The organism is Shewanella sp. SP1S2-4, assembly GCF_031932075.1.
Taxonomy (GTDB): Bacteria; Pseudomonadota; Gammaproteobacteria; order Enterobacterales; family Shewanellaceae; genus Shewanella; species Shewanella baltica.
In genome coordinates, this window is sequence record NZ_JAUOET010000002.1 from 346,799 (window position 1) to 359,020 (window position 12,222).

Annotated in this window: 12 protein-coding genes; 5 read left to right on the forward strand and 7 right to left on the reverse strand. The window is 47.2% G+C overall.

Annotation, left to right across the window (positions count from 1 at the left end):
- Positions 1-153 precede the first annotated feature (153 nt).
- A complete protein-coding gene (locus Q4Q52_RS03715; RefSeq protein ID WP_311989868.1) occupies positions 154-708 on the reverse strand; it encodes a sugar O-acetyltransferase in 555 nt (184 codons plus the stop codon).
- 78 nt (positions 709-786) lie between these two features.
- Here Q4Q52_RS03715 and rsuA point away from each other — a divergent pair, with 78 nt between their 5' ends.
- Positions 787-1,539, forward strand: coding sequence for a 16S rRNA pseudouridine(516) synthase RsuA (gene rsuA, locus Q4Q52_RS03720; RefSeq protein WP_311989904.1), 753 nt, complete (start codon positions 787-789; stop codon positions 1,537-1,539).
- A 76-nt stretch (positions 1,540-1,615) separates the two neighbouring features.
- Here the strand turns inward: rsuA and Q4Q52_RS03725 are convergent, their stop codons facing one another.
- Genes Q4Q52_RS03725 through Q4Q52_RS03735 form a run of 3 tightly spaced genes read right to left on the reverse strand, consistent with a single transcriptional unit; the run spans position 1,616 to position 3,686 of the window.
- Positions 1,616-2,572 (reverse strand): DUF4097 family beta strand repeat-containing protein, encoded by a 957-nt coding sequence (locus tag Q4Q52_RS03725; protein WP_311989869.1) that lies wholly within the window; start codon positions 2,570-2,572, stop codon positions 1,616-1,618.
- Positions 2,569-3,153, reverse strand: a complete 585-nt coding sequence (locus tag Q4Q52_RS03730; RefSeq protein ID WP_311989870.1) for an anti-sigma factor — start codon at positions 3,151-3,153, stop codon at positions 2,569-2,571. The genes Q4Q52_RS03725 and Q4Q52_RS03730 overlap by 4 nt, the downstream gene beginning before the upstream one ends.
- Positions 3,153-3,686 (reverse strand): RNA polymerase sigma factor, encoded by a 534-nt coding sequence (locus Q4Q52_RS03735; RefSeq protein ID WP_311989871.1) that lies wholly within the window; start codon positions 3,684-3,686, stop codon positions 3,153-3,155. The genes Q4Q52_RS03730 and Q4Q52_RS03735 overlap by 1 nt, the downstream gene beginning before the upstream one ends.
- 438 nt (positions 3,687-4,124) lie before the next feature.
- Between Q4Q52_RS03735 and Q4Q52_RS03740 the strand changes: the two genes are divergently transcribed.
- Positions 4,125-5,987, forward strand: coding sequence for a methyl-accepting chemotaxis protein (locus Q4Q52_RS03740; RefSeq protein ID WP_311989872.1), 1,863 nt, complete (start codon positions 4,125-4,127; stop codon positions 5,985-5,987).
- Between the two features lie 201 nt (positions 5,988-6,188).
- Here the strand turns inward: Q4Q52_RS03740 and Q4Q52_RS03745 are convergent, their stop codons facing one another.
- The 3 genes from Q4Q52_RS03745 to lolB form a co-directional block, all read right to left on the reverse strand.
- Positions 6,189-7,136: a ribose-phosphate pyrophosphokinase gene (locus Q4Q52_RS03745; RefSeq protein ID WP_006080255.1), complete on the reverse strand. Its 948-nt coding sequence runs from the start codon at positions 7,134-7,136 to the stop codon at positions 6,189-6,191.
- A gap of 112 nt (positions 7,137-7,248) precedes the next feature.
- A complete protein-coding gene (gene ispE, locus Q4Q52_RS03750; protein WP_259483036.1) occupies positions 7,249-8,103 on the reverse strand; it encodes a 4-(cytidine 5'-diphospho)-2-C-methyl-D-erythritol kinase in 855 nt (284 codons plus the stop codon).
- Position 8,104: 1 nt separating this feature from the next.
- Positions 8,105-8,749 (reverse strand): lipoprotein insertase outer membrane protein LolB, encoded by a 645-nt coding sequence (lolB, locus tag Q4Q52_RS03755; protein WP_311987351.1) that lies wholly within the window; start codon positions 8,747-8,749, stop codon positions 8,105-8,107.
- Between the two features lie 253 nt (positions 8,750-9,002).
- On the opposite strand from lolB, the gene hemA reads away from it, so the two are divergent.
- The 3 genes from hemA to prmC are packed head-to-tail and all read left to right on the forward strand — an operon-like array spanning position 9,003 to position 12,210.
- Positions 9,003-10,253, forward strand: coding sequence for a glutamyl-tRNA reductase (hemA, locus tag Q4Q52_RS03760; protein WP_006084077.1), 1,251 nt, complete (start codon positions 9,003-9,005; stop codon positions 10,251-10,253).
- 14 nt (positions 10,254-10,267) lie between these two features.
- Positions 10,268-11,359 (forward strand): peptide chain release factor 1, encoded by a 1,092-nt coding sequence (gene prfA / locus Q4Q52_RS03765; protein ID WP_006080259.1) that lies wholly within the window; start codon positions 10,268-10,270, stop codon positions 11,357-11,359.
- A 2-nt stretch (positions 11,360-11,361) separates the two neighbouring features.
- Positions 11,362-12,210 carry a peptide chain release factor N(5)-glutamine methyltransferase gene (gene prmC / locus Q4Q52_RS03770; protein WP_006080260.1) on the forward strand — a complete coding sequence of 283 codons (849 nt, stop codon included), beginning with the start codon at positions 11,362-11,364 and terminating at the stop codon, positions 12,208-12,210.
- The last annotated feature ends 12 nt before the right edge of the window (positions 12,211-12,222 follow it).

Sequence of the window (12,222 nt, forward strand, 5' to 3'; positions counted from 1 at the left end):
AACAAGGTCATTACAGTGTTTATCGCGGATTTATCTTGAGTCATATGTAACTAAAGGTTACCAGTTACAGTCTTAAGCTCATTAGCGGCAAAGTTACCGTATGCAAGCCTTTTCAGGTAAGCGAGCACTTAGCTTTCGCTTTATTACACGCAATCAAATTAGCTGCCTGATCGGCTTCGCGGGGTTACCTGCGACCACGGTTTTGGCGGCTACATTTTTTGTAACTACGGCGCCAGCGCCTACGATGGCGTCATCACCAATAGTGACGCCTGGCATTATGATAGCGCCGCCACCAATCCATACCCGTTTACCGACCTTAATTGCTTTAGCTGTTTCTAAACCTGAGCAACGCAGCTCGGCATCGAGTGGGTGACTCGAGGTATAAAATTGTGCATTGGGGCCGACCATAGTCTGCTCACCAATAGAAATAGGTGCATTATCCTGCAAGGTGACATTCATATTGATAAACACTTTGTCAGCAAGGGATAGGTTGGCGCCATAACTGATAAAAATCGGCGTGGATATCGTTGCGGCTGGTGATTTATGGGGAATGAGCTGCTGACAGAGTTGGCTGTACTCTGGGGTATCTTGGTCAATTATTTGATTTAATTGTCGATTCAGCCGTTGCTGTTGAGCGCGTAAACTTAATAGTTCGCTGGCAAGGCAGTCATATTCTTGGCCTGTGATCATCTTTTGGAATTCAGTCATGTTATCTTTCCTTAGGGTGACTGTTGTCAATACGTAAGGGCTTAGATAGAAACACATCGCGTGCTGAGCAGCAATTCTTTGCCCTTTGAAGTGGTCGGCCTCATAATATGGCAGTTTTCTTTATTGAAGTTGAGTATTAACGTGCGTTTAGACAAATTTATCTGTGAGAGTACCCCACTGACTCGCTCATTAGCGAAAAAAGCCCTACATCGCGGTGATATCACTTGCGATGGCATAGTCGTCAAAGACTCGGGCTTTAAAGTGACTGAAGGTATGCGTGTTTGTCTCGAGGGCGAGCCTATCGCTTTAGTGGGTGTACGTTATTTAATGCTCAACAAACCGGTCGATACGATTTGTTCAACGATTGATGAAACCTATCCATCGGTATTGAGCTTAGTGGATGTGCCAAAGCCTGAAACCTTGCACATTGCTGGTCGTTTAGATGCCGATACCACAGGGCTAGTGCTGATCACGACCGACGGGCAGTGGTCGCATAAAATCACTTCACCGAAGAAAGAATGCGGTAAACGCTATTTAGTGCAACTCGCCGAACCTGTGGATGCTGGCTTGATTGCAGTGTTTGCCGCTGGTATTGAATTGCGCGGTGAAGATGGCTTAACTAAGCCTGCATTGCTGGAGATTATTGAGCCGCAATTAGTGCGACTCACCATCACTGAAGGTAAGTACCATCAAGTGAAACGTATGTTTGCTGCGGTGGGCAACTACGTGCAAGGGTTACACCGTGAAAGTGTAGGCCAAATTGAATTAGATCCCGCCTTAGCGCTGGGTGAATGGCGTTATTTGACCGCCGAAGAAATAGCATCCGTTTAACTCAAGGAATCTACAGAAATGCCGCCCGAGTTTGACTCGTGGCGGCATTTTTATTGGTGCGATAAAATCTGACTGATTACTGCTTCTTTAAAACCAAATTACCGCTGATAGTGTTCATTTTTACACTGGCAGTCCCCGAACCGGTTTGGAATGACAGCTCGGCGCGTGGCACGTATTTCTGCTTTTTAGGTTCATCTTGGGTTAAGGTATTTTTGATCTTGCCACCTGGGCCGCCGTCTAAGTCAAAGCTGGCATCCGGCATATCGGCAAAAGTCACTATGATATCGCCACTCACACTTTCTAAATTGGCTCTGTTGAAGTTTTTCGCCAGTGACACTTTTGAGTCACCGCTGACGGTTCTGAGTAGGATTTCCTTAGCGAGGCTAAAGTTAGCATTCACTTCGCCAGAAACTTGTTCAACCATCACTTTTTCGGCCTGAGTTTGACTTTTTAAGTCACCACTTACGAGGCGATAGTTCATTTCCCCTTTACTGTCAGTGTCTTGAATCGTGCCTGATACTGTCTCTAATTTCACTTTACCATCGAGTGCTTGAGTGATGATGTCGCCTGAGACTGTGTGCAACTCAGGTTTACCACTAAGGTTGTTAGCTTTGATATCGCCACTGACGGTATTCAAATCGAGTTCACCTTGGGCTTCGGCGACTTGCAGATTTGCTGAAATAGTATCTGCACTGAGTTTTACTGTCTTTGGCACTTTAATGGTGAGCTGCGAGCCTTTGTCATTACTGCCATTGTAGTGGCGGGGCATTTTGTCTTCGATATTGAGGCTGTTTCCCTGTTGCTCGAACACAAAGCCTTCGCTCAATTCATCGAGTGTACCTGTGACGCTGACTTCACTCTTATCCCAGGTTTGAATCGTCACATCGCCGCGCTGTACTTTGATCTGCAGTTGGGTGTCGCTACTAATATTAAGCTGTTTATCAACACTTTGCGCTGCGAACACATTGCCCATCAAACCTAAATAGAGTGTCGAAACCAATAGACTGGCTTTAGTGAGATTGAGGTTACTCATAGGGTGTTTCCTTGTGTCGAGTTTCTAATGGGTAGTTTTTGGCCCTGTTGCAATAGGTCTAGCTCACGTTGCTGCACCCAAAGCCAGAGTTGCCAAAGTTGTTTATCGGTTGGATTTGCTTGTAAAGCTTGGTAAATCTGGGTTGCCGCGCGTCTTAGTTCCGCCAAACCTTGCTCAACGGGCGCGCTGAAACTGCTGGTTTGCCAAGCTAGCGCATTCGTTGTCTGCTCTAGGTTATCCACTTGCGCTTGGTGCGATGCCGCGATTTGGGTTAACAGTAACTGTAAGGCCGCATCCCCTTGTTGCTCTGGCATAGCTGAGTTTTGGGCAAGCTCTGTCTGCTGTGTGGTTAATTGATTGAAATAAGGCAATTGGCTATATCCCAATGCCACTAGCATGATAAAGGAGGCGGCTATTGCCCACAGTCGGCCGTTCTGGGATTGGCGTGTTTGGGACATAAGCGGTTTGTCCATACGCTTTTCAATGCCTTGCCACAGATCATGGGTGGGCGGCATTGCTTTGGGAGCGCTATTGATCAGTTGCTCAAGCTGTTGTTCACGGGAAAGCGGCGTTAGCGTCATTACAGCATCTCCTGTAGTAGTTGCTTAGCTCTATGGTATTGGGTCTTGCTAGTGCCGACGGCAATGCCAAGCAAGTCAGCGATTTCATCGTGTTGATAACCTTCGATGGCGCAGAGTACGAACACCATGCGTGCCCGCTGCGGCAGTTTGAAAATCAACTTATCTAATCCGCTATAACTTTCATCTGAACTCATAGGTTCAGTCTCATTTTCCAGTGGGATAAATCGTGCCCAGAATGATTGTTGTTTACGAATACTGCTCAAGGCTTGATTGACACAAATGCTGTGTAACCAAGTCGAAAACTGACTCTCACCTCGAAATTGCGGCAACTTCTGCCACACTAAAATAAAACACTCTTGGGTAATTTCTTCCGCCATAGTTTTATGGCCGCAAAGGCGCAGTGATAGGGCATAAATACGTTGGTGATGGCTCTGATACAGCAGTTTAAAGGCGGCTCTGTTGCCTTGGCTGGCTAAGGTGACCAGTTCAAAGTCAGACATTGCGCTATTGAGTGGGAGTCTCCCTGCCGTCACTGTCATTCCCTGCCATAATTATTAAGTGTTGTAATTTTGACGCACTGAATGCTGCAAAAGGTTTGGAACTGTAAAAAATATATTTTATTAAGATTCATTATCCAGCGTAACATTTTTGTAATCTGTAGTAGAATTCGCCCGAAAATATACAGTTAAGCTGATGAAGTTATTCATTTTATACCAGTTGGTATGGTGATATTTATATCAGCGTTGAGACGGTATATTTAACAAAGTTAATACGCATTACTTTGCAAAATATGTCGATATCACCTTGATGAACTAAGCTAAAAATAATGAGGTGCTCACGGTATGGGAGCTTAAATCCACAAATTGTTAGAGTATTTGATATGAACTTTTCATGTATTGCTACACTTACGCTGTTAAAGGCCTAATTTCCAGCTATCTTTTTAAGATAGATTATTTATTCGGGGACTTTCTATGTTTATCCGCTCAAAGTTGTTACTCAGCGCAGCTGTGTCTATTTCGGCATTAGTTGCCATGTTTGGATTACAACTCCATTCAAATTCGGTTAAGTCTGAGCTCTCCCATGCCGCTCAAAATGTGCTTGAGTTAGAGCGCGACGTCTTAATTCTGCGTAAAAACGAAAAGGATTTCTTCGCTCGCAAGGATTTAAAATATGCCGAGCTACACAAGCAAAGCCACATGAAAATCGATAGCATTGTCCCAGAATTAGAGAGAGTCTTTAAAGAATACGGTGTGTCCAAGGCATCGCTTGAAAGTTTCGACAGGAATTTAAATCAGTATCAAGTTGCTTTCTCTGAAGTGGTGCAGCTACAGCAGGAGATTGGCTTAACACCCAAAACGGGGTTGTACGGCACACTGCGTTCTGCGGTGCACAATGTTGAAACGCTGCTTAAGCAATACAATCAGCTCGAACTCGAAGTGGCTATGCTGCAACTGAGACGTAATGAAAAAGATTTTATGCTGCGCCGTGAGCTAAGTTATGTTGAAACCTTCGATGCCAATATTGGCAAGTTTAATGACAAACTGCGTTCATCGAGCTTAGATGCTGATACCCAAAATAAAATTGCAGAGCTTATTACTCAGTATCAGAAAGATTTTAAAAGCTTAACCAATAAAGAGCAGCAACTCGGTTTGACCGAGAAAGATGGCACTATGGCGCGTCTTGTCGCGGCCAACCTACAAATTGAAAGCAGCGCGAATGACTTACATAACCTAGCGCTTAAGGCGATTGATGATGCTGAGAGCAGCAGCGTTAATGTAGGTATTGCTGTGTTCATATTTATCACGTTGCTGCTATCTTTCATCACCTATCTAATTATCCGCAGTATCATCGCGCCGGTTGAGCGTATCACGCAGATCATTGCTCGCATCGAAGTGAGTAAAGATCTGACCTTGAGATGCGATGCGTCAACGCAAGATGAACTTGGCGAAATTGCACTGCATTTCAATAGTATGGTGAGTAGCTTCCAGCAACTGATTGAGCAAGTGATAGAGTCGGTCGCGACAATTAACACCTCCTGTAAGCGCGTATCCGAAAATGCCATGCTTGCCTCTGAAGGCGTAGGTCAACAGCTCAATGAGACTGACATGGTTGCAACGGCGATCACTGAAATGGGCGCAACCATTGACGAAATTGCTAAAACAACTGAGTTAGCGGCATCAAAAGCGGGCCAGACCCACGATAATGCGCAAAGTGGCCAATTAGAAGTCGAGCAAACGATTCATAAAATCCAGTCACTTGCTGAGCAGCTCAATAGCTCTGCTGCGGTCGTTAATGAGCTGGAACGTGACAGCGAGACAATCGGTAGCGTGTTAGATGTGATCCGCGGTATTGCTGAGCAGACTAACCTCTTGGCTTTGAATGCGGCGATTGAAGCGGCGCGTGCGGGTGAGCAGGGCCGTGGTTTTGCCGTGGTTGCCGATGAGGTGCGTAACTTAGCGATGCGGACTCAATCGTCAACCCAAGAGATTGCGAACATTATTCAGACCTTACAGACGCGTACTCGCTCGATTGTGCAATTGATGGAATCGAGCCAAAAACAAGGCGTTGAGAGTGCGGAGCAGGCTGCTAGCGCTGGTGCGTTACTCAAGCTTATTAATACCGATGTGCGTAACATCATGGACATGAGTACTCAAATTGCCGCGGCGATTGAAGAGCAAAGCATGGTGGCGGCCGAAGTGAACAAGAACGTGGTGGTGATCCGCGATATCGCCGAAGAATCCTCCCATGCGGCAGATGCCAATGCGTCGGCATCGGATGAGCTGAAAGCGCAGGCTGAATTCTTATTCCGTGCGGTCAGTAATTTTAAAATCTAATATTTAAAAGCCAACTCTAATCTAATGAGCAGAAGCTAGCTTAGAAAATACACTAACAAAAACGCACTCCGAGGAGTGCGTTTTTATGTCTGAGTGATTAGCTCTGCAAGCTTAGTGATTCGTTAAAACAGCACACTGTGCATTGGAACCACTCAGATTAGTCAGAAAGTTCAGTGACTATAATAATGAGTGACAGAACTATTAGTGACGGAACATGGCAGAGATAGACTCTTCGTTGCTTACGCGACGAATTGCCTCAGCCAGTACCGCAGACATAGTTAACTGAGTCACTTTAGCCACTTTTAACATTTCTGGGCTTAAAGGAACAGTGTCAGTCACAATCACTTCATCAATCACTGAGTTAGCGATATTTTCAGCCGCTTTGCCAGAGAACACTGGGTGAGTTGCGTAAGCAAATACGCGGTTCGCACCATGTTCTTTTAAGGCTTCAGCCGCTTTACACAGAGTGCCGCCTGTGTCGATCATATCGTCAACGATAATGCAGTCACGACCTTGAACATCACCAATGATGTGCATAACTTGAGCAACGTTCGCTTGTGGGCGACGTTTATCAATGATCGCTAAATCAGAATCATCCAACAGTTTTGCTACTGCGCGAGCGCGAACAACACCACCGATGTCTGGAGAAACAACGACTGGATTATCTAAGTTCTTCGCTAACATATCTTCTAGCAGCACTGGGCTACCGAATACGTTATCAACAGGAACGTCGAAGAAACCTTGGATTTGCTCAGCGTGCAGGTCACAGGTCAGAACGCGGTCAACACCCACGCTAGACAGGAAATCGGCAACGACTTTTGCAGTAATAGGTACACGGGCGCTACGAACGCGACGGTCTTGACGAGCATAACCAAAGTAAGGAATAACTGCTGTGATACGGCCAGCAGATGCACGGCGCAGCGCGTCAACCATCACGATGAGTTCCATCAGGTTGTCGTTTGTCGGCGCGCAAGTGGATTGGATGATGAACACATCTGCACCACGTACATTTTCGTTAATTTGGACACTGATTTCACCATCGCTGAAACGACCAACCACTGCGTCTCCGAGTTTGCAAAATAGACGATCGGCTATCTTTTTAGCGAGACTGGGGGTGGCGTTCCCAGCAAAGAGCTTGATGTCGGGCACTGTATGAACCTCAGGCGTTTGCTTTATATTTTAGTGGCTAGAGTAACGACGATATAGGGACGGGAGGAACCCGAGGCGTTATCGTTAAGTGGTTACCCTAGAAGAAAGTAGTTTAAGGGTGACTGAGTCGCGTGATGAGCGGCGAAAGATTCATCCCTTGTGCAACAAATCCTTGCATTTCAGACGGTAATTTCGCCAAGGCTGCGAGAGCTTGTTGCTGTTGTGTGAATTCCCCGAACACGCATGCGCCTGTTCCTGTCATTCTCGACGGCGCATATTCTAGCAGCCAGCCTAATGCCTTGGCAACTTGAGGGTATTTAGAAACGACGAGTTTTTGGCAATCATTTGCCCAAGGTTGGCTCATTAAGGTATCTATGGCCAGTTTCGGGGTATCACGCGGTAAAAGTGGATCTTGGAATACGTCGGCGGTGGAAACATGCGCATCGGGAGCTATGACTAAGTACCAAGGCTCACTCGGATTTACCGCTTGTAAGCGTTCGCCCACACCTTCGGCAAAAGCGGCGAAACCATGAATAAAAACAGGAATATCGGCACCCAATCTAAGGCCGATTCTTGCCAATTCTTCGGTTGATAATTGGGTGTGCCATAACGTGTTCAATGCCACTAATGTGGTGGCTGCATCGGACGAGCCGCCACCTAAACCGCCGCCCATGGGTAGCCGTTTATCTAGCCAGATCTCAGCGCCGCCTTTAAAGCCTGTGGTTTGCTGTAATGATTTTGCGGCTCGCAGAATTAAGTTATCGCTGTCAGCGACAACGCCCGACATATTGGAGTGCAAAATCAGTTCAGGGGTTTCAGTGACCTTAAAATCGAGCATGTCGCAGCAATCGATAAACTGAAACAAGGTTTGCAGTTCGTGGTAACCGTCGGCGCGGCGGCCATTAATGTGTAAAAACAAGTTGAGCTTGGCTGGCGCAGGCCAATTGCGGGAAATTGCAGTGGGCATCTTAAGGTTGTTCTCCTACTAAGATCGCGGGCTTGCCAAGAGCTTGCCATTGATTCAGCTGTAGTTTGAGTTGTAAATCACCACGTTCAAGCTTTAATTGATGGGGCACACTGGCGCCGCTCTGGGATTGCCAACTTAAAAATGCGACCTGCCAAGGTGGTGGGGTTTGAGTATTGGTTAGCTGTTTAGGTTTGCCTTGGCTATCGCGTGCGATGACCTGATCATTGGGGCCAATTTGGCCTGTGATCCACAAAGGTAAATCGGCCAAGGGGATGGACCAACCGCTGACTCGCTCGAGTAAACGCTGGGCATTATCGTCGCGAAAGTCTTTGCCATCGATATGCAAATGGGCCGAGTTCGGGGTTGAGTTAAGCGTCAACACAGTCGTACCCAGCATAGTGGTGAGTGTCAGTTCGTCGCGATCTTCACTGTGGCGCCAGTAGATATTCGCGCTGAGCTTATCGTCGGGTGTTTTTATCGCCAGTTTACCCTGTAATTCCCAAGCGGTTGCTTGGCGCGCATCCGTGACTGTGATTGGGCTTAGGTCAGTCATCGGCGGCAAGGTTTCACACCCCGCCAGCAAGAGTAGGGCGCTTAAGGTAAAACAAGAGAAAATGGTTTTTGTGAGGCGCTTCAAATTATTCATCTATGACTGATATACCAAAGTCCTTATGATACGAGGGCTTGGAAAGAATACCAATGCCAAACGTAAAATTTCCATCGGCGGTCACTTAGATTTGTTCCTTCGGGGCAAATCCAGCCTTACCTATCATTGATAGAAAATTTAGGTAAGAAGTTAGACCTTTATTCGGTTTTGTTAAGCGTATTCTGTTTTTAGTTGGGCCGATTCAGTAGAATGCCCTTATTAAGAGAGTCGCCAAGAATCTAGAAAGAGTCAGATGAGCCTTGTAGCAATCGGTATTAACCATAAAACAGCCACGGTAGACCTGCGCGAGAAAGTTGCCTTCTCTCCGGACAAAATTCATGACGCTATGAAGAGTCTGGCCAGTCGTACACGCTCGGGTGAAGCCGTTATTGTCTCGACCTGTAATCGCACTGAGTTGTATTGCAACAACGGCGATGAGGCCGACATTATTGCGTGGCTTGAAGAATATCACGGCCTTGATCATAAGGACGTCGCGCCTTGTCTCTATAATTATCACGGTCAGGATGCCGTCAGGCATTTGATGCGTGTGGCCTCTGGGCTCGATTCGTTGATCTTGGGTGAGCCGCAAATTCTCGGTCAAGTAAAGCAAGCATTCGTTAAGGCCAAAGAGGCTGGAACGGTTGCCTTAACCATAGACAGACTCTTTCAAAATACCTTTTCAGTCGCTAAGAAAGTCCGTACCGATACTGAAATCGGCGCCGCCGCAGTGTCAGTGGCATTTGCCGCGGTTAGCATGGCGAAACATATTTTCTCGTCGATATCGACCACGAAAGTGCTGTTGATTGGCGCGGGTGAAACCATAGAGTTGGTTGCTAAGCATCTTAAAGACAACGGTGTGGCTTCAATGGTTGTGGCAAACCGGACGTTAGAACGCGCTCAAGGCATGTGTGAGGAGTTTGGCGCAACAGCAATTACACTGGCACAGATACCAGATTATCTCCCAAAAGCCGATATCGTGATATCCTCTACCGCCAGCCCTCTGCCTATACTAGGTAAAGGCATGGTCGAAAAAGCGCTAAAGCAGCGTCGCCATCAACCTATGTTATTGGTTGATATAGCAGTTCCCCGGGATATCGAGCCGGAAGTCGCCGATTTGGATGACGCGTTTCTGTATACAGTCGACGACCTGCATAGCATTATTGAACAGAATATGGCTTCTCGAAAAGAAGCCGCCGAGCAAGCTGAAGTAATTACTGAAGAACAATCTTTCCTATTTATGGATTGGATCCGTTCTTTAGAGTCGGTCGACAGTATTCGCGAGTATCGCAGCCAGAGCATGGCGGTAAAAGATGAGTTAGTGGAACGCGCCCTGAATAAATTAGCCCAGGGTTCAGACACTGAGCAGGTATTGATTGAACTAGCCAATCGCCTGACCAATAAACTTATCCACGCACCGACACAGGCCCTCACGGCAGCGAGTCGTCAGGGCGATTTGAATACTCTCGGTCAGTTAAGATCAGCGCTTGGATTAGATAAAAACTAAGGTTAGCGAGTTAAATGAAGGAATCCGTTATCCGCAAGCTGGAAGGCTTGCTCGAGCGCAATGAAGAAGTCATGGCTTTGCTGGGTGATGCTAGCGTCATTTCTGATCAAGACAGGTTTCGCGCGTTATCGAAAGAATATGCCCAGTTAGAAGACGTTGTTGCTGGCTTTAAAGCCTATCAGCAAGCGCAGGTCGATCTCGATTCTGCCAAAGAAATGCTGGAAGAAGATGATGCTGAAATGCGCGAAATGGCGCAGGAAGAGATGAAAGCCGCTAAGGCTAAGCTCGAGCATCTTGAAGATGAACTGCAAATTCTATTACTGCCAAAAGATCCCGACGACGATAAAAACGCCTTCGTTGAGATCCGTGCGGGTGCAGGCGGTGACGAAGCGGCCATTTTTGCCGGTGACTTATTCCGCATGTATAGCCGTTATGCCGAAGCAAATCGCTGGCAGATCGAAATCATGAGCTGTAACGAAGGCGAACATGGTGGCTTCAAAGAAGTGATCATGAAGGTGAGTGGCGACGGCGTATATGGCAAACTTAAGTTTGAGTCTGGCGGTCACCGCGTACAACGTGTGCCAGAAACCGAATCTCAAGGCCGTGTGCATACTTCAGCGGTTACTGTAGTTGTATTGCATGAAGTGCCTGAAGCCGAAGCGATTTCAATTAACCCAGCCGATCTGAAAGTTGATACTTTCCGTTCATCGGGTGCGGGTGGTCAGCACGTTAACAAAACCGATTCTGCCATTCGTATTACCCACATTCCAACGGGGATCGTGGTGGAATGCCAAGATCAACGCTCGCAACACAAGAACCGTGCCCAAGCCATGAGTGTACTGGCCGCACGTATACAAGCTCTTGAAGACGAAAAACGCCGTAGCGCCGAAGAAACGACCCGTCGTAGTCTGGTTGCCAGTGGGGATCGCTCCGAACGTGTACGTACTTACAACTTCCCGCAAGGCCGCGTGAGCGAACACCGCATCAACTTGACCTTATATCGCTTGAACGAAGTGATGGAAGGCGATCTCGATGCTATTTTATTGCCTCTGATGCAAGAGCATCAAGCCGATCAGTTAGCCGCACTGGCTGACGAGCAGGGATAGTTTTGTCAGATCAATCTAGCATAGCCGAAGCCCTGCAATGGGCTTATGTGCAGTTAGCATCAACCTCTGAATCCGCTCATCTGGATGCAGAGGTTTTGTTGTTATATTGCCTCAATAAAAGTCGCAGCTATTTATATACTTGGCCTGAAAAATCCCTGACGGTTGAGCAGTGGAAACGCTTCCAGCAAATGGTACAGAAACGCCAAAAGGGCGTGCCTGTGGCACATATTGTCGGTGAGCGCGAATTTTGGTCACTGCCTTTTATCGTCAACGACACGACTTTGATCCCGCGTCCCGACACGGAAATTCTGGTCGAAACCGCCTTGAATATGCCGCTTTCTACCTACGCTAAAGTGCTCGATTTAGGTACAGGCACTGGGGCCATTGCGCTGGCGTTAGCGTCTGAGCGTGAGTCTTGGCAAATCACGGCGGTTGATAAAGTCGATGATGCCGTGGCTTTGGCTATCGCGAACCGTGAGAACTTAAAGCTGCCGCAGGTCGATATTCTTCAAAGTGATTGGTTTAGCGCGGTAAAGTCGCGTGACTTTGACTTAATCGTCTCAAATCCGCCCTATATTGATGAGACTGACGAACACTTACACCAAGGTGACGTGCGTTTCGAGCCCCAAAGCGCGTTAACCGCCGCCGAGGAAGGCTTTGCCGATCTGTATTATATTGCCAACACTGCCCGAGATTACTTAAAGCCTAACGGCTATATCCTGCTCGAGCATGGCTTCGAACAGGCGGTAAGACTCAGAGCTAAGCTTATCGAACTGGGCTATGAGAATGTCGCTACAGTGCGAGACTTTGGCAGCAATGACAGATGTACTATGGGTAAATGGGCGGAATAACGCGCTGCTTTA

What these genes read in the sequence shown, in the direction of transcription:
- Q4Q52_RS03715 (WP_311989868.1), bottom strand. Translation starts at nt 708, where the DNA reads ATGACTGAATTCCAAAAGATGATCACAGGCCAAGAATATGACTGCCTT.
- Q4Q52_RS03725 (WP_311989869.1), bottom strand. Translation starts at nt 2,572, where the DNA reads ATGAGTAACCTCAATCTCACTAAAGCCAGTCTATTGGTTTCGACACTC.
- Q4Q52_RS03730 (WP_311989870.1), bottom strand. Translation starts at nt 3,153, where the DNA reads ATGACGCTAACGCCGCTTTCCCGTGAACAACAGCTTGAGCAACTGATC.
- Q4Q52_RS03740 (WP_311989872.1), top strand. Translation starts at nt 4,125, where the DNA reads ATGTTTATCCGCTCAAAGTTGTTACTCAGCGCAGCTGTGTCTATTTCG.
- ispE (WP_259483036.1), bottom strand. Translation starts at nt 8,103, where the DNA reads ATGCCCACTGCAATTTCCCGCAATTGGCCTGCGCCAGCCAAGCTCAAC.
- lolB (WP_311987351.1), bottom strand. Translation starts at nt 8,749, where the DNA reads ATGAATAATTTGAAGCGCCTCACAAAAACCATTTTCTCTTGTTTTACC.
- hemA (WP_006084077.1), top strand. Translation starts at nt 9,003, where the DNA reads ATGAGCCTTGTAGCAATCGGTATTAACCATAAAACAGCCACGGTAGAC.
- prfA (WP_006080259.1), top strand. Translation starts at nt 10,268, where the DNA reads ATGAAGGAATCCGTTATCCGCAAGCTGGAAGGCTTGCTCGAGCGCAAT.